This window comes from Bacillus cereus group sp. MYBK245-2 (genome assembly GCF_051916145.1).
GTDB lineage: Bacteria > Bacillota > Bacilli > Bacillales > Bacillaceae_G > Bacillus_A > Bacillus_A pacificus.
This window is the reverse complement of record NZ_JBQAGB010000024.1, coordinates 1-17,956: the sequence shown is the minus strand read 5'-3', so window position 1 is coordinate 17,956 and position 17,956 is coordinate 1. Positions and strand designations below refer to the sequence as shown.

The following is a 17,956-nucleotide window of genomic DNA, read 5'->3' as shown; positions in this document are numbered from 1 at the left end:
CAGTGATTTGCCCTCCCACGTCATATTTTATCTCTAAGGATAAAATCTTTCAAAAAACGTCTCCGATAACGAAGACGTACTGACTTAAAAGATATTATCACTTTTTACAATTCATTTCAAGTTTCATTTTATAATTTTTCAATTTGATGGAAGTCAAGTTCAACTGGAGTCTCGCGACCAAACATGTCCACAAGCACGCTAACCTTCTTCTTCTCCACATCAATTTCTTCGATAGCACCTGTATAATCTGCGAATGGCCCCTCATTTACACGTACTGTCTCATGAAGTTCAAAGTCGAAATCAACCACCTCGTTGTCCATTCCCATATGTTTCATAATGGTAACAACTTCCTCTTCTAATAGAGGTGATGGTTTAGATCCAGAACCAGAAGAACCAACGAACCCAGTTACACCTGGTGTGTTACGTACAACATACCAAGAGTCATCAGTCATGATTAATTCTACTAATACATAACCTGGGAACACTTTTCTTTTCATTAATTTTTCTTTACCATTTTTCATTTCTACTTCTACTTCTTCCGGGACAACAACACGGAAAATTTTATCTTGCATACCCATTGATTCTACACGTTTCTCTAGGTTTGCTTTTACTTTATTTTCATATCCAGAATAAGTATGGACAACATACCAACTTTTTTCCATTCATTTAGGACGAGCGTCCTTCCCTCCCTGACGTACATTTTTTTGCGCAAATGAAAAAACCCGTTCACCGGGCTTTTACACAGTTCTTATAAATAACATTATATCATGGATAAGTGCTTCTTATTCAAGAATTAACCAAGAATTAACCGAATTAAAGAAGAAATGCCCATATCAACAACTGCGAAGAAAATCGCAAAGAAGACAACTGTAGCGATAACAGTCGCTGTTGAACGGAGTAATTCATCTTTTTTAGGCCAACTTACTTTTTTCATTTCGCGACCTACATCGCCGAAAAAGTTCGTTAAACGCATCTACGGGACCTCCAGTGTATTATTTCAATTATTTATTTTGTTTCCTTGTGAACTGTATGCTGATTGCATGTTTTACAAAATTTCTTTATTTCAAGTCGCTCTACTGAGCTCGTATCTTTCATCGTAGAGTAGTTTCGATTTTTACACTCTTCACATGAGAGTACAACTTTTTTCCTCATTAGTTACACCAACCTTGTAACATTATGTCCCTAAAAATGTATCATACAATAAAAGACAATGTCAATGTCATGCCTTTTGTACTCCCTACAAAAAGAAAACAGGTGATTTTTACACCTGTAGTACTTGTTATGAATTTAAAGTGGTACTCTCTCGCATTTCCATATATCGTTCCAATTTCCGCTTCACCCTCTGTAAAGCGTTATCAATAGATTTCACATGTCTATTTAACTGTTCCGAAATCTCTTGATAAGAACGGCCGTCTAGATATAAAGAAAGCACTTTTCTTTCTAAATCGCTTAATAATTCAGAAATTTTAGATTCTATGTCTGTATATTCTTCCTGACTTATAATCATTTCTTCAGGATCAGTTACCTTCGCTTCCGAAATAACATCTAATAATGTCCGATCAGATTCCTCGTCATAAATCGGTTTATCTAAAGACACATATGAATTTAACGGAATATGCTTTTGCCTGGTTGCTGTTTTAATAGCGGTAATAATTTGTCGAGTGATACACAGTTCAGCAAATGCTTTGAATGAAGACAGCTTGTCCTCCTTATAATCACGAATCGCTTTAAACAATCCAATCATACCTTCTTGAACAATATCTTCTCGATCGGCACCCACTAAGAAATAAGATCTCGATTTCGCGCGAACAAAGTTCTTATATTTGTGAATCAAATATTCTAGAGCGTCAGTATTACCTTTTCGAACTAACTCAACGATTGCCTCATCTTCTAAATCACGAAATGTAACGTCGCCTACACTTACGAAGCCTGCTTCCACCTTGATCCCTCCGACCGCTATTTATTTAGCAATATTATACAGTAAAAAGACAAAGAGCGTCAATGCTTCAACGCTCTCCTCTTCTTAATTTTTCTAACTTTTCTGTAACATCTTTACTAAATATCTTTCGCATGGCGGGTTGCTTTTCTTTTGTGTCTTGTGTACGCCTTCTTACTTGTTGCTCCATCGCTTGTACTTCCAACTCTAATTCCCGCGCAGATTTCCGGAGCGCACCTTGAGCAAATATAACCCATTGTTCCGTATAATCAGAAGTCGCAACATATATTTGCGTATTTATATTTCTAAGTTCAATCGCAAGTTGCTCTATCTTTTCATCTGCCGTTTGATTCTTCCTCGTGAATATAACTTCCACACGCGATTGTTTCATCTTTTTTTCAATACCGTGGACTGTATACGCATCAAAAACTATCATTACCTTTGTCCCTGTGTAACCTTGGTAATCCGCCATCTTATCAATCAGTGCATCTCTTGATGACTGCAAATCTACATCCCGTAGTTTCTTCAAGTCTCCCCAAGCTCCAATAATGTTGTAACCGTCAACGATTAAAATATCGTTCATTTTTTATTTACCAATTTCGTTACGTTTACGATATACCTCATACATTAACAAACTTGCGGCCACTGAAGCATTTAAGGATGTAACTTTACCAACCATCGGTAAAGTAATTAAGAAATCACATTTTTCACCAATAATACGACTCATACCTTTTCCTTCACTTCCAATTACTAATCCAATTGGCATTTTACCATCTAAATTACGATAATCCGTTTTCCCTTTTGCATCTGTACCAGCAATCCAAAGTCCACGTTCTTTTAATTCATCGATTGTACGAGATAAATTCGTTACGCGTGCAACAGGAATATATTCAATTGCCCCAGTAGATGCTTTCGCAACTGATGCAGTAAGTCCCACAGCTCTTCTTTTCGGAATTATAATTCCATGAGCCCCTGTTGCGTCCGCAGTACGCATAATAGAACCTAGGTTATGCGGGTCTTCAATTTCATCTAGAATTAAGAAGAACGGATCTTCGTTACGCTTCTCTGCTACTTTAAATAGATCTTCTAGCTCCGCATATTGATATGCGGCCACTTGAGCAATTACACCTTGATGGTTCCCCTCAACTAATTGATCTAACTTCTTTTTTGGTGCATGTTGCAAAATAATTTTATTTTCTTTCGCTAGTGCTAGTACAATTTGTACTTGTCCTTTGGCAGCACCTTCTGCGATCCAAATTTTATTAATATCTCTCCCTGATCGTAACGCTTCAATTACAGGGTTACGTCCGATAATATATTCACTACTCATGATGATGTGCCCCCTTCCTTTTCTTCTAGAACAGCAATTGCCTTATATACAATTTCGTCTAATCTTTCACGATTATTTAATAAGTGATGATAGCCAATTAACGCTTCAAAGGCTGTACTATGTCGATATGTTTGTACATCTGTATTTTTCGGAACAGTACCTGAATTTGCATTACGCCCTCTTCTTAGTACTGCCTCTTCTTCCTCAGTTAAAAATGCTGTCTCTAATAAATGATAAACAACTTTCGCCTGTGCTTTTGCCGAAACAAAGCTTGTCCCTAATCGATGCAACTGATTAGGACGAACCTTCCCTTTTTGAAGTAGGTGATAGCGGATATATTGTTCATATACCGCATCACCCATATATGCTAACGCTAAGCTGTTTAATTGCTTTGCATCAATCATTCTTATCCTCTTTTCCATCTTGTACCTTGAGCGGTATCTTCTAAAATAATATTACGATCTTTTAAATCATCGCGAATTTGATCTGATAATGCAAAATCACGATTTTTACGAGCTTCAATACGTTTTTGAATAAGCGCCTCAATTTCTTCATCTAGTAACTCTTCTTGTGCTAATTCTAACCCTAAAATATCAAATAATGTTTCAAGTTGTTTTACGTATGCTTGAATTACCACTGTAGACGTATGTTCTTCCAGTAAATATTGATTTGCATGATTTGCTACATTATATAACTCAGTGATTGCATTAGCAGTATTGAAATCATCATTCATCGCTTCTTCAAATGCAGTTTGGAATTTTTCCAGATCAGCTAACCATTTCTCATTATGATCTGTTAAATCCGTACTACTTTCCATACGGTGTTTCAAATTACCGTAAGCTGTTTTAATTCTTTCCAGTCCGTTATTTGTGCTTTGTAATAACTCTTCACTGAAATTAATTGGGTGACGATAATGTACTGATAGCATAAAGAATCTAATTAACTGCGGATCATATTGCTTAATGATATCGTGAACTAAAATGAAGTTCCCAAGTGACTTAGACATTTTCTCATTATTAATATTAATATATCCATTGTGCATCCAATAACGTGCAAATGTTTTTCCTGTTAGCGCCTCAGACTGTGCAATTTCATTCTCATGATGAGGAAATGCCAAGTCTTGACCACCGGCGTGAATATCAATTGTGTCCCCTAAGTATTTACGCGCCATTGCCGAGCATTCGATATGCCAGCCTGGACGACCTTGACCCCAAGGGCTTTCCCAGAAGATTTCTCCTTCTTTCGCAGCTTTCCATAGTGCAAAATCAAGAGGGTCTTGTTTCTTTTCTCCTACTTCAATACGCGCACCGTGACGTAAGTCCGCGATCGGTTGATGTGATAACTTACCGTACCCTTCGAATTCCTTCGTTCTAAAGTACACATCCCCTTCTGATTCATATGCATATCCTTTATTCACAAGTTCTTGAATAAATTCAATAATAATATCCATATTTTCTGTTACACGCGGATGAACTGTTGCATGTTTGCAACCTAATGCCGTTACATCTTCAAAGTACGCTTCCACGAAACGGTCCGCAATTGTCGGCACATCTTCGCCTAACTCATTTGCTGCTTTAATTAATTTATCATCTACGTCAGTAAAGTTAGATACATACTGCACATCGTACCCTTTATATTCTAAATAACGGCGCACTGTATCAAATACCATAGGTGGTCTTGCGTTCCCGATGTGAATATAGTTATAAACTGTAGGTCCGCATACATACATCTTCACCTTATTTTCTTCTAATGGAATAAACTCTTCCTTTTGACGTGTTAACGTATTATAAATGTGAATAGTCATTTTTATCCTTCCTTTCTACCTTTACTTCAAGTTGTTTTTTCAATTTATCAAGTTCTACTTCCATGACCTTTAATTTATCAAAAATTGGGTCTGGAAGGTCGGAATGATTTAATTCCTGACCGATCTTTACTCCATTTTGAATAACGACTCGGCCAGGTATACCTACAACTGTAGAATGTGCAGGGACTTCTTTTAATACGACAGAACCTGCTCCAATTTTAGAATTCTCTCCAACTGTAATAGAACCTAGTACTTTAGCACCCGTTGCAATTAATACATTATCCTGGATTGTAGGGTGCCTCTTTCCCTTTTCTTTACCCGTACCACCTAATGTAACCCCTTGATAGATCGTTACATTGTCACCAATTTCGCACGTTTCTCCAATTACAACCCCCATTCCATGGTCAATGAAAAAACGACGACCAATTGTTGCTCCTGGATGAATCTCAATGCCAGTAAAGAAACGACTAACTTGTGAGATCCAACGTGCAATAAAGAAGAAATTCTTTTTATAAAAAGCATGTGCAATTCGATGGGCCCAAACTGCATGTAATCCAGAGTAAGTCAAAATGACTTCGAAATAACTTCTTGCCGCTGGATCCTGTTCAAAAACGACTTCAATATCTTCCCGAAGCCTCTTAAACATCGACGTTCCCTCCCCTTTATGGGCTGCTTTTTCGAGTGAACTAACTCCCTACTTATCCCCCTAAATCTTTATACACGTGGATAAAGCTTATACTCACACCCAGTTTTACGGTATAAAAAAAGACGCCTCTGTCATATTGACAGAGACGCCTTATAAGCGCGGTTCCACTCTGTTTAGGCTAAAAAAGCCTCAAACTCATCTCTGATAACGGTGTACACCGCTTCTGCTTACTTTACGTCCTAAGACGTTTCGCAAAACCATTTGCTGTTCAGCAGAAGACTCGAAGGGGCATTTCAAAAACCCGCTTATAAACCACTTCCAGCCTAAGGTGGTTCTCTCTGTAAAAAGCATGATTTTCTACTTCTCCTTCTCGTCGCTTTTCCTTATTAGGTTTTAAGTATACTTATTATATTTCTAAACCTAGAAAATGTTAACCAATTACTTTTTGAAGACGATTTAAAACTTTTTCTTTTCCAAGAAGTGCAATAGCATTAGGAAGCTCTGGGCCGTGTGTTTGACCAGTAGTTGCAACACGGATTGGCATAAATAAGTTTTTACCTTTATGACCTGTTTCCTTTTGAACTGCCTTAATAGCCGCCTTAATTGCTGCCGGTTCCATAGCTTCTAGTGCTTCTACTTGACCAGCAAATGCACGAAGTACTTCTGGTACTTGTTCACCTTTTAATACTTCTTGTCCTTCTTCTTCATAATCAACATGATCTTTGAAGAACATTTCAGAAAGCTCTACAATTTCAGCTCCAAAGCTCATTTGTTCATGATATAACGCAATTACATCACGAATCCACGCTTGTTCTTGTTCACTTAAAGTTTCACCTATACGTCCAGCCTTCACTAAATGCGGTAAGCTTAATTCTACTACCGTATCTAAATCTTGCTTTTTCATATATTGGTTGTTCATCCATTTTAGTTTTTGAGAATCAAATAATGCAGGTGATTTTGATAAACGAGCTGCATCGAACATTTTGATAAACTCTTCTTGAGAGAAGATTTCTTCTTCTCCTACTGGCGACCAACCTAGTAATGCAATAAAGTTAAAGATTGCTTCTGGAAGATATCCAAGCTCTTTATATTGCTCAATAAATTGAATAATAGATTCATCACGCTTACTTAATTTTTTACGGCTTTCATTTACAATTAAAGTCATATGACCGAATTGTGGAATATCCCAACCGAAAGCTTCATAAATCATCATTTGTTTTGGAGTGTTTGAAATATGGTCATCACCACGAAGCACGTGTGTAATTTCCATTAAGTGATCATCTACTGCTACTGCAAAGTTATAAGTTGGAATCCCATCTTTTTTCACAATAACGAAATCACCGAAATCATTTGAATGGAATGCAACTTCATCTTTTACAATATCTTTAAATGTGTAATCACGGTCAGCTGGTACACGGAAACGAATACTTGGAATACGTCCCTCAGCTTCAAATTCTTTCACTTGCGCTTCAGTTAAATCACGGTGGTTACCTGCGTAACGAGGTGTTTCACCACGAGCAATTTGCCCTTCGCGTTCTGCTTCTAGTTCTTCTTCTGTCATATAACATTTGTAAGCTAAACCACGCTCTAATAAATCTTCATATAACTTTTTATAAATATCTAAACGCTCTGTTTGACGATATGGTCCAAATTCACCACCAACATCAACACCTTCATCCCAGTCCATACCGAGCCATTTCAAGTATTTTAATTGGCTTTCTTCTCCACCAGCAACATTACGTTTTACATCAGTATCTTCAATACGAATAATAAACTTACCATCTTGATGACGAGCAAATAAATAATTAAATAATGCCGTACGCGCATTTCCGATATGTAAGTGTCCTGTTGGACTTGGCGCATAGCGCACTCTCACTTGCTTTTCCATAATTGGTACACCTTCCATTCTTAATGTCAACACATTCTATAATTGTACACCAAAAAAATGTGATTATCCATCTTACGAATTAAAAACCATTATTTTTTCTGTAATAAAACAACTGCTTGAGAAGCAATTCCTTCTTCTCTACCTGTAAATCCTAATTTTTCTGTTGTTGTTGCCTTTACATTGATATTATCAATAGACGTTTCTAATAGTTCACTAATGCGTTTACGCATACTTTCAATATGTGGTGCCATTTTTGGCTTTTGAGCAATAATTGTACAATCTAAATTTCCTAATTCATAACCTTGTTCACGCACAAATTCCCAAACCTTTTGCAACAATACAGCTGAATCAGCATCTTTAAAGGCAGGGTCTGTATCAGGGAAATGTTTTCCGATATCTCCTGCTGCAATTGCACCTAAACAAGCGTCCGCGATTGTATGTAACAATACATCTGCATCGGAGTGACCGATTAATCCTTTCTCATGAGGAATTGTAACCCCACCAATAATTAACGGTCTACCCTCTGCGAATTCATGTACATCAAAACCTTGTCCAATTCGAAACATTTTTTACATCCTCCTCGAGCTAAACTACTGAGCTTTATGATTCTATATTATATCGCTATCTTTATAAAGAAAAGCCCGGCTGTTGCCGAGCTTTTCTTCGCTATAATCATTGCTATCATTTCTTTTGAACGTGAAGAAAACTTTCAGCAATTAGTAAATCCTCTGGAGTCGTCACCTTAATATTATAGTAACTCCCCTCTACTACACCTACTTGCTTCCCGATACGTTCTACCAGACTTGCATCATCTGTACCAAGAAAACAACTCTGTTTCGCACTTCTATGAGCTTCTAACAAAAGAGAAACAGAGAACCCTTGCGGTGTTTGTACAGCTTTCAGCTGAGATCTTTCTACTGTTTCTACAACAACACCCTGCTCTACTTTCTTAACAGTATCTTTCACTGGCACCGCACAAATGGAAGCTCCATATTTTTCTGCTGCAGTTAATACATCTTGAATCACTTTATTCGTTACAAACGGGCGCGCACCGTCATGTACAAGAACATACTCAACATCACTCGTATGCTGAATCGCGTTATATACACTATCTTGTCTTTCAGCTCCACCTTGAATAAATTGCACTGGCTTTTTAACCGGATACTTCTGCATTAACTCTTCAAAATACGGGCGCTCTTCTTCATTAATTGCCATAATAATATTTTTACATGCTTTATCCTTTTCAAAAGCACGTAACGTATGCACAATAATCGGTACTTCATTAATAAGTAAGAACAACTTATTTTTGCCAGCACCCATCCGCTTTCCTTGACCCGCTGCTGGAATAATTAATGTATACATATTAATAATCCTCTACTTATAATGCTTTTTCTAATAATTTACGTTTGGCAAAAATCATACGCCCCGCCGATGTTTGTAACACACTCGTAACGAGTACATCGAGTTGTGAGCCCACATATTCTCTACCATCTTCTACTACAATCATTGTGCCATCATCTAAATATGCCACACCTTGATTTTGTTCTTTTCCATCTTTTACAACATAAACACTTAGTTCTTCACCTGGGAGTACAACAGGTTTAATTGCATTAGCTAAATCGTTAATGTTTAGCACCGTTACCCCTTGTAATTCAGAGACCTTGTTTAAGTTGAAGTCATTCGTTACTACCGTTCCACCAGTGATTTTCGCTAACTTTACAAGTTTGCTATCCACTTCTTGAATATCGTCGAAATCGCCTTCATAAATTTCTACCGGAATCGGCATCTCTTTTTGAATACGATTTAAAATATCTAATCCTCTACGACCACGATTACGTTTTAAAGCATCAGAAGAATCGGCAATGTGCTGAAGTTCTTCTAACACGAATTGTGGAATGACAATTGTTCCTTCTAAAAACTTTGTTTGGCAAATATCAGCAATACGTCCATCGATAATTACACTTGTATCAAGAATTTTCCAATGCGCTAAAGATTCTTCTACCTCATTTTCTGGTTCTTCATTCTCACTATTATTATTTTTCTTTTTCCCACGTTGTGGTAATGTAAATAATCCTAGCAATTCATTCCTCTTTTTAAACCCTACTTGGAATCCTAAATATCCTAGTAAAAGAGTAAAGAACACTTGCAACACTGTACTAATAACTGGAATTGTAAATTCACGAATTGGTATTAAAATTAAATACGCAACAATAAGCCCAGAGATTAACCCTAATGTACCAAATAAAACATCTGCTACAGGCGCCTTTACAAGAGCCTCTTCAATATGCTTAATAAGTTGAACAATATAATCTACAAGCCAAAATGTTGTTAAAAATAAAATAATTGCACCAATAATTGCACGAACATACGATCCTTCCAATAAAGGAACGGCACCGATGTCTAATACATTAATAACTTTTGGGATTAAGTAAATCCCTAACGCTCCCCCGATTACTAAAAAGAAGAGCTGTACAATCCGTTTTAACATCCAACCACCTCCTACTCATTATTAACCATTGTTTCGCTAATCAAAACGCCGAATGCAAAAGCGGACGTGTTTTTTTATAAATAGTTTTATTTACCAATATATCATATCATATACCAAAAATGTTCTAGTGTCGTTATATTATGGAATCAATGTAATATTCTTAATTGTGTCTACTCATATAGAGATGCTCTTGAATTCTTTTTAGGCCTTCTCGTATTTTCTTCGCCCTGACTTCTCCAATTCCTTCCACATCATCTAATTCATTAATAGTTGCACGACAAACACCCTGCAAGGTTTTAAATCGATTAATTAAATTTTCAATGATAAGTGGTGGAACACGCGAAATTTTGCTTGTGATTCGGTATCCTCTCGGCGTCACACTTTCTTCTAAGCTCGTTTGTCCCGGGTATCCGAGCAATTTAACTAAATCACTATCCTCTAGAAGTTGTGTATTCGCAAGATCTTGTAACTTTTTCAAAATTTGATGATGGTCTTGTGTTTTTTCTTGATAGTAATCTTTAATTAATAGCGCTGCCTCTGCTTCTAAGTCGGCTAGTAGTTCCGTAAGTTGTAAACGAATTAACCTACCTTCTGTTCCCAATTCATGAATATAGCTCAATATTTCATTTTTAATACGTAGTACCATTTCAACACTATGTAAAACATGAACCACCTCGGACATTGTAACAACCTCTTCAAATTCTAGAATGCCCAAATTCGTAATCCCATCATTCCATACAGCCTTATATTTTTCTAACGTTTGAATAGCTTGGTTTGCCTTTGTTAAAATAACACCTATATCTTTTAGTGTATAACGTAAATTCCCTTGGTATAGCGTAATTACGTTACGTCTCTGTGAAATAGCCACAACAAGGCTACCAGTCTGCTTTGCTACACGCTCCGCTGTTCGGTGGCGCATACCTGTCTCAATAGAGTCGATAGATGAATCTGGAACTAACTGTGCGTTCGCAATCAAAATTTTACTTCCAGTTTCATTTAAAATAAGTGCCCCATCCATTTTTGCTAATTCGTATAAACTAGCCGGAGAAAATGCACAATTAATATGAAAACCTCCATCAACAATACTTTTAATCTGCTCATTATATCCAAGAACAATTAATCCCCCTGTTTGTGCGCGAAGTACATTATCTATCCCTTCGCGCAGTGGTGTTCCCGGGGCCACAAGTTGTAAAATATTAATCATACTTTTGACACGTTGCTTGTTTTCTTCCATAGCCTAGCCTCCTAATGTCAAACGAAGCGCTTCTCCTAAATTAGATACACCAACTACCTCAATCCCATCTGGAATTGTCCATCCTCCCAAATTTTTTCTAGGAATAATAGCGCGTTGAAATCCTAATTTAGCTGCTTCTTGTACACGTTGTTCAATTCTTGATACTCTTCTTATTTCTCCAGTTAATCCTACTTCTCCTATTACTGCATCGGTTGGTGCCGTAGATTTATCTCTAAAACTTGAAGCTATACTTAAAGCGACAGCTAAATCAATTGCTGGTTCATCTAACTTCAAACCACCTGCTACTTTTAAATATGCATCCTGATTTTGCAATAATAAGCCTGTTCTTTTTTCTAGCACTGCCATAATAAGCGATACACGGTTATGATCAATTCCCGTGGCCATTCTTCGAGGGTTTCCAAAACTAGTAGGGGAGATTAATGCTTGTATTTCTACTAAAACTGGTCTTGTTCCTTCCATTGAGGCAACCACTGTTGATCCTGCAACCCCAACTGGTCTTTCCTCAAGAAAAATTTCAGAAGGGTTTAATACTTCTGCAAGGCCAAGCTCTTTCATTTCAAAAATACCCATTTCATTCGTAGAACCAAAACGATTCTTTACTGCTCGCAAAATGCGGTATGTATGATGACGGTCTCCTTCAAAGTAAAGAACTGCATCGACCATATGTTCTAACATACGAGGTCCTGCAATCGCTCCCTCTTTTGTCACATGTCCAACGATAAAAATAGGGATCCCTTTCGTTTTTGCAAGTTTCATTAATTCCGCTGTACATTCACGAACTTGTGCCACACTTCCCGGCGCTGATGTTACTTCAGGTAGATGTATTGTTTGAATAGAATCAATAACAACAAAGGCTGGGTTCACCTCTTCAATATGTGTTGCAATTCGCTGTAAATCTGTCTCTGATACAACAAATAGATTACTACCATTTACATGTAAACGATCCGCACGCAGTTTAATCTGTTTTGCTGATTCTTCACCCGATATATATAGGACATCATATGAAGAATCTGCTAATTGCGATGATATTTGTAACAGTAACGTTGATTTTCCAATCCCGGGGTCTCCACCAATCAGTACTAAGGATCCATCTACAATCCCGCCACCAAGTACACGGTTAAATTCTTGAAATTTTGTTTCAATACGCGCCTCAGACTTTGTTTCCACTTCTGTTAGACGTCTTGGTTTTGTTACTTCTGTTTGAATTGCATTGGCATAATTAAGGCGCCTTGATGATACAACTGGTTCCATCTCTTCAACAAGCGTATTCCATTGACCACATCCAGGGCATTTCCCCATATATTTTGGTGACTGATACCCACACTCTTGACATGTGAATTTTGTTTTCTTTTTAGCCATATCGTTTTATATCTCACTTCACTTTCATCTATAAACAATTTATCTTTGTCGTACAAGAAAGAGGGCTATCTCGTAGCCCTCTTAGTTTGTCTATACTTATTTTACCTTTTCAGCACTATGAATGACAAATGATTCTCCTTCAACATCAAAGATAACTTTTTGTCCTTTCTCAATAGCACCTTTTAAAAGTTCTTCCGATAGTCTATCTTCTACATGTTTCTGAATTGCTCTACGAAGCGGACGAGCACCGTACTCTCGGTCAAACCCTTTATCAGCAATAGCTGAAATCGCTCCTTCTGTTAAATGCAATTCAATTTCTTGCTCTTTTAAGCGATTTACTAACTGATTTACCATAAGTGTTACAATCTCTTGAATATGTTTTTTCTCAAGCATATGGAACACGATAATTTCATCAATACGGTTTAAGAATTCTGGACGGAATGCCTTTTTCAGTTCATCCATTACTTTACCTTTCATATCTGAATAATCGCGGCTCTCATCTTGTACGTTAAATCCAAGATGTTTATTACGTTTTAACGCTTCTGCACCAACGTTAGATGTCATAATAACAATTGTATTACGGAAATCAACTGTACGCCCTTTAGAATCTGTTAAGCGACCATCTTCTAATACTTGTAGTAAAATGTTAAACACATCAGGATGAGCTTTCTCTACTTCATCTAATAAGACAACTGAATATGGCTTACGGCGAACCTTTTCTGTTAATTGTCCACCTTCTTCATATCCAACATATCCTGGAGGAGATCCAACTAAACGAGAAGTAGAATGCTTCTCCATGTACTCAGACATATCGATGCGAATCATTGCATCCTCATCACCGAACATAGATTCTGCCAACGCTCTTGCTAGCTCCGTTTTACCTACACCTGTTGGTCCTAAGAAAATAAATGAACCAATCGGACGTTTCGGATCTTTCAAGCCTGCTCTAGCACGACGAACAGCTTTCGCTACAGCTACTACCGCTTCATCTTGACCAATAACACGATCGTGAAGAATCGATTCTAAGTTTAATAATTTATCAGTCTCTGTTTGTGCAAGTTTAGAAACCGGGATACGAGTCCACGTAGAAACGACATTTGCAATATCTTCTACTGTCACTTCTGAGTTTTCTTTTCCTTGTTGCTCTTTCCATTGACGCTTCGTATCTTCTAACTTCTCACGTAAGCGTTGTTCCATATCACGTAGCGAAGCAGCTTTTTCAAATTCTTGACTTTGTACAGCTGCATCTTTCTCTTTTCTAATTTCCTCAAGCTTCACTTCAAGCTCTTTTAGATTTGGTGGTGTTGTATAAGAGCGTAAGCGAACCTTTGAAGCAGCTTCATCAATTAAATCAATTGCTTTATCTGGTAAGAAACGATCTGTAATATAACGATCTGAAAGCTTTACAGCTGCATCAATTGCATCATCCGTAATAGATACGCGGTGATGTGCCTCATAACGATCGCGTAAACCTTTCAAAATTTGAGTTGATTCATCTAAACTTGGCTCATCAACGTGAATTGGTTGGAAACGTCTCTCTAAAGCTGCGTCTTTTTCAATATATTTGCGGTATTCATCTAACGTTGTCGCCCCAATACATTGTAATTCACCACGAGCTAAAGATGGTTTTAAAATATTCGATGCGTCAATAGCACCTTCTGCGCCACCTGCACCAATTAATGTATGAAGTTCATCAATAAATAGAATGATATTTCCTGCTTGGCGGATTTCATCCATTACTTTCTTCAAACGGTCTTCAAATTCACCACGGTATTTCGTTCCGGCTACCACCGTACCCATATCTAGTGTCATAACACGCTTATCTCTTAAAGTTTCAGGAACTTCATTATTTACAATTTGTTGTGCTAATCCTTCTGCAATTGCCGTTTTACCTACACCAGGCTCCCCAATTAATACAGGGTTGTTTTTTGTTCTACGACTTAAAACTTCAATTACACGTTGAATTTCTTTACCACGTCCAATAACAGGATCTAAACGATTTTCACGTGCAACAACTGTTAAATCACGTGCTAAGCTATCAAGTGTTGGTGTATTTGCATTTGTTGAAGAACCACCTTGATGACCTGAACTTGCTTCATTACTTCCAAGAAGTTGCAATACTTGTTGTCTTGCCTTATTTAAGCTAACACCTAAATTATTTAAAACACGTGCTGCTACCCCTTCACCTTCGCGGATTAAACCAAGTAAGATATGTTCTGTTCCAACATAAGAATGGCCTAATTTGCGAGCTTCATCCATAGACAACTCAATAACCTTTTTAGCACGCGGTGTATAATGTACAGTTTGAGAAGCTTCTGTTCCGCGCCCAATTAACGCTTCTACCTCTTTTTGAACTTTCTCCGGGCTTAATCCAAGAGCAATCAACGCTTTTGCTGCAATTCCTTCACCTTCGCGTACAAGCCCAAGTAAAATATGTTCTGTTCCAATATTGTTATGCCCAATACGAATCGCTTCCTCTTGAGATAAAGCTAATACTTTCTGTGCTCTTTCTGTAAATCTTCCAAACATCATAGAAATCGCCTCCTACTTGCGCTTAGTTTTTTTCAATACGTAATCGCTCACGGATTAAGGTTGCTCTTCGATAATCTCTTTCTTCTGGTCCTAAAGGTCCTCCTGCATATTGTTGTAAAATGCCTGGTTGTGTAAGGACCATTAGCTCAGTCAAAATATTTCTCGATATACCTTTTATATATCCTAAATCAATACCAAGTCGTAAATCTGATAAGCAATTGGCTGCTTCCGCAGATTGAATTAAACGACTGTTGGCTAGTATGCCATAAGAGCGATAAACTTTATCTTCAAGCTCAATACTTGAATTTTGTACAATTAATTCTCTAGCCATCTTTTCTTGCTGTATGATTTGTTGAATGACACTCTTTAAATCTGCAATAATATCTTCTTCAGATTTTCCTAACGTCATTTGGTTTGACACTTGAAATATATTACCTAACGCTTCGCTACCTTCACCGTATATTCCTCTTACTACTAACCCTAATTTTTGAATTACTTGTATAATACGGCTAATTCTTTTCGTTAAAACGAGTCCCGGTAAATGAATCATTACGGAAGCCCTCAATCCTGTACCAACATTAGTAGGGCAGCTTGTAATATATCCAAGTGATTCATCAAAAGCATATTCAACCTCTTTCTCAATCCAATTATCTATTTGATTGGCACTTTGAAGAGCCTCTGATAACTGCAATCCTGAAAATAAGCACTGAATCCGAATATGGTCTTCTTCATTCAGCATAACACTAATATGTTCGCTTTCTGACAATAGACATGCTCCATATTCTGTTCCTGCAAGGTTGGGACTAATTAAATGCTTTTCAACTAATACTCTCCTTTGAAGAGGCGTTAATTCATTCATTTTTAATAGCTCAAACTCTCCAAAAGGTTCTACCGTTTTATTTATAAATTCCTTTTTAAATAATTCTTGAATCAGTTTAGCTTCTTCTTCATTTTGCATAGTAGAGAATTGATATTTTTTAAAATTACGAGCCAAACGAATTCGACTACTTAAAACAATATCAGAATCAGGGCCATCCCCCTTCATCCATGGACTAATCGCTTCATTCATAATTTTGTCCAGTGACATAGAACTATTCCCCCTCTCTATGCTCACTAAGCTGATTTTCAAGGTTTCTAATTTTATCCCTTACTTCAGCAGCTTTCTCAAATTCCTCTTTGTGTACGTATTGTTTCAGAATGAGTTTTAGTTCATCTAATTCTTTCTTTAAGTGAATATTTCCTTCTATACGCTCCGGAATTTTTCCGCAATGATCTGTATGCCCGCCGTGAAGACGTTTTAATAACGGCTTTAAATGTTCCTTAAATGTATCGTAACAAGAAGCACATCCAAAGCGTCCTACCTTTGTAAGTTGCTCATATGTCATTTTACAATCTGGACATCTTAATATATTTGTGTTCGAAAATCCGCTTTTTCCTTCTTCAAACATTGTTGATTCACCGTGTAATAACCCAGCAAATAAATCATGGAATGAAAAGTTAGACTGCGATGATTGAAAGAAAGACGTATAGCCACTTTGTTCTGCACATTGCTCACAAAGATGAACTTCCGCCTTCTTTTCGTTAATTACTTTTGTATAATGTAAAGTTGCTGGTCTTATATTACAGTTTTGACAAGTCATCACTATCCCCACCTTTACAACAGGAACGATCTATCTCATAGTATTTTTCATACATTACTAGACTGTTCACTTGCCTTTATTCGTTTACATAAAAGTGCGTGTTCTTTTTTCAAAACTTCTACAATATTTAACTGCCTTATCTCTTAGTTATTATCCTTTTACAAAAGCTGTATTTATTTATATTTCAGTGTTCTTAACATTGCGCATAATATTCGAGCCCTAAGTTCATCTCGAGAAGGAACATCCATTGATAATACAGAACGATCTAGTACGCTTAACATAAGTTTAGCTTCACGATTCGTTATGATTCCCTCTTCTATTAAACGTATAATCATACTCTCTGCATTTCCTTGCGCAACGCTATGATCAATCATATGAAGCATTTGATCAATAATGTCTATATCATCATGCAGTTTGACTTTTATAATGCGAATGTAACCTCCTCCACCACGTTTACTTTCTACTACAAATCCTCTTTCTAACGTAAAACGGGTATTGATTACATAATTGATTTGAGATGGTACGCACTCGAATCGATCCGCAATCTCATTTCTTTTGATTTCAATCACATTATTATTACTTAAGTCAATAACTTGCTTTAGATATTGCTCAATGATATCAGATATATTTCTCATTTATCCGCCACCTTTATTGACTTTGACTATCTTTGACTTTAATTATATACGTATTAATAAAATTTGCAACTCTTTTGCTTATTTACTATCCTAGCCACATTCTCCTGTATTTAATCAAAATAATAATTATTTAAATACATTTTTAATTACTATGGATTATAAAAGAAAACACGAAAAAACACGAGTCATTTGACTCGTGTTTAGTTGCTTGGCGACGTCCTACTCTCACAGGGACAAGGTCCCAACTACCATCGGCGCTAGAGAGCTTAACTTCCGTGTTCGGTATGGGAACGGGTGTGACCTCTCTGCCATCATCACCAAACTATGAAGGCATATTCCTTCAAAACTAGATAACATTGCTACATATTATATGGTTAAGTCCTCGATCTATTAGTATTCGTCAGCTCCACATGTCACCATGCTTCCACCTCGAACCTATCAAC

19 protein-coding genes, 1 rRNA gene and 1 other annotated feature are annotated in these 17,956 nt (G+C 37.0%); all 20 genes read right to left on the bottom strand.

The annotated features are described in order from the left end of the window. Positions 1–128: 128 nt before the first annotated feature. Positions 129–662 (bottom strand): transcription termination/antitermination protein NusG, encoded by a 534-nt coding sequence (gene nusG, locus ACTFRN_RS26080; protein ID WP_000415794.1) that lies wholly within the window; start codon positions 660–662, stop codon positions 129–131. Positions 663–793: 131 nt separating this feature from the next. Then, complete coding sequence (gene secE, locus ACTFRN_RS26075) at positions 794–973, bottom strand: preprotein translocase subunit SecE (protein ID WP_001241321.1); 180 nt, start codon at positions 971–973, stop codon at positions 794–796. Between the two features lie 32 nt (positions 974–1,005). Beyond that, positions 1,006–1,152, bottom strand: a complete 147-nt coding sequence (gene rpmG, locus ACTFRN_RS26070) for a 50S ribosomal protein L33 (protein ID WP_002070160.1) — start codon at positions 1,150–1,152, stop codon at positions 1,006–1,008. 127 nt (positions 1,153–1,279) lie between these two features. Further along, positions 1,280–1,939, bottom strand: a complete 660-nt coding sequence (locus ACTFRN_RS26065) for an RNA polymerase sporulation sigma factor SigH (RefSeq protein WP_000387198.1) — start codon at positions 1,937–1,939, stop codon at positions 1,280–1,282. A gap of 67 nt (positions 1,940–2,006) precedes the next feature. Then, entirely contained in the window at positions 2,007–2,519 is a 513-nt protein-coding gene (locus ACTFRN_RS26060; protein ID WP_014893379.1) for an NYN domain-containing protein, read from the bottom strand. Positions 2,520–2,522: 3 nt separating this feature from the next. Beyond that, positions 2,523–3,266, bottom strand: a complete 744-nt coding sequence (gene rlmB, locus ACTFRN_RS26055) for a 23S rRNA (guanosine(2251)-2'-O)-methyltransferase RlmB (RefSeq protein ID WP_000093759.1) — start codon at positions 3,264–3,266, stop codon at positions 2,523–2,525. Further along, the gene (locus tag ACTFRN_RS26050) at positions 3,263–3,670 is read right to left on the bottom strand and encodes a Mini-ribonuclease 3 (protein ID WP_000564261.1); all 408 of its coding nucleotides are present in this window, start codon (positions 3,668–3,670) and stop codon (positions 3,263–3,265) included. Before ACTFRN_RS26050 ends, rlmB begins: the two co-directional genes overlap by 4 nt. Before the next feature lie 2 nt (positions 3,671–3,672). Then, entirely contained in the window at positions 3,673–5,070 is a 1,398-nt protein-coding gene (gene cysS, locus ACTFRN_RS26045) for a cysteine--tRNA ligase (protein ID WP_000152256.1), read from the bottom strand. After that, complete coding sequence (cysE, locus tag ACTFRN_RS26040) at positions 5,051–5,716, bottom strand: serine O-acetyltransferase (RefSeq protein WP_000476500.1); 666 nt, start codon at positions 5,714–5,716, stop codon at positions 5,051–5,053. The genes cysS and cysE overlap by 20 nt, the downstream gene beginning before the upstream one ends. 138 nt (positions 5,717–5,854) lie before the next feature. After that, positions 5,855–6,099 (bottom strand) — a binding site (T-box leader). A gap of 47 nt (positions 6,100–6,146) precedes the next feature. Beyond that, positions 6,147–7,604, bottom strand: coding sequence for a glutamate--tRNA ligase (gene gltX / locus ACTFRN_RS26035; RefSeq protein ID WP_000415154.1), 1,458 nt, complete (start codon positions 7,602–7,604; stop codon positions 6,147–6,149). Positions 7,605–7,693: 89 nt separating this feature from the next. Then, positions 7,694–8,170 carry a 2-C-methyl-D-erythritol 2,4-cyclodiphosphate synthase gene (gene ispF / locus ACTFRN_RS26030; RefSeq protein WP_000488396.1) on the bottom strand — a complete coding sequence of 159 codons (477 nt, stop codon included), beginning with the start codon at positions 8,168–8,170 and terminating at the stop codon, positions 7,694–7,696. A 115-nt stretch (positions 8,171–8,285) separates the two neighbouring features. Beyond that, a complete protein-coding gene (gene ispD / locus ACTFRN_RS26025; protein WP_000288294.1) occupies positions 8,286–8,966 on the bottom strand; it encodes a 2-C-methyl-D-erythritol 4-phosphate cytidylyltransferase in 681 nt (226 codons plus the stop codon). Positions 8,967–8,982: 16 nt separating this feature from the next. Further along, the gene (locus ACTFRN_RS26020) at positions 8,983–10,092 is read right to left on the bottom strand and encodes a PIN/TRAM domain-containing protein (RefSeq protein ID WP_000919684.1); all 1,110 of its coding nucleotides are present in this window, start codon (positions 10,090–10,092) and stop codon (positions 8,983–8,985) included. Positions 10,093–10,252: 160 nt separating this feature from the next. Continuing rightward, complete coding sequence (gene disA / locus ACTFRN_RS26015) at positions 10,253–11,326, bottom strand: DNA integrity scanning diadenylate cyclase DisA (protein WP_074567820.1); 1,074 nt, start codon at positions 11,324–11,326, stop codon at positions 10,253–10,255. A 3-nt stretch (positions 11,327–11,329) separates the two neighbouring features. Then, on the bottom strand, positions 11,330–12,706 hold the full coding sequence (gene radA / locus ACTFRN_RS26010; protein WP_001085212.1) for a DNA repair protein RadA: 1,377 nt from the start codon (positions 12,704–12,706) through the stop codon (positions 11,330–11,332). A gap of 96 nt (positions 12,707–12,802) precedes the next feature. Continuing rightward, entirely contained in the window at positions 12,803–15,238 is a 2,436-nt protein-coding gene (clpC, locus tag ACTFRN_RS26005; protein ID WP_000971179.1) for an ATP-dependent protease ATP-binding subunit ClpC, read from the bottom strand. A gap of 22 nt (positions 15,239–15,260) precedes the next feature. After that, positions 15,261–16,325, bottom strand: a complete 1,065-nt coding sequence (locus tag ACTFRN_RS26000) for a protein arginine kinase (protein ID WP_000050822.1) — start codon at positions 16,323–16,325, stop codon at positions 15,261–15,263. A 4-nt stretch (positions 16,326–16,329) separates the two neighbouring features. After that, entirely contained in the window at positions 16,330–16,878 is a 549-nt protein-coding gene (locus ACTFRN_RS25995) for a UvrB/UvrC motif-containing protein (RefSeq protein WP_014893380.1), read from the bottom strand. Between the two features lie 173 nt (positions 16,879–17,051). After that, the gene (ctsR, locus tag ACTFRN_RS25990; protein WP_001244563.1) at positions 17,052–17,513 is read right to left on the bottom strand and encodes a transcriptional regulator CtsR; all 462 of its coding nucleotides are present in this window, start codon (positions 17,511–17,513) and stop codon (positions 17,052–17,054) included. 206 nt (positions 17,514–17,719) lie between these two features. Continuing rightward, positions 17,720–17,835: ribosomal RNA gene (gene rrf / locus ACTFRN_RS25985) — 5S ribosomal RNA — on the bottom strand. Between the last annotated feature and the right edge of the window lie 121 nt (positions 17,836–17,956).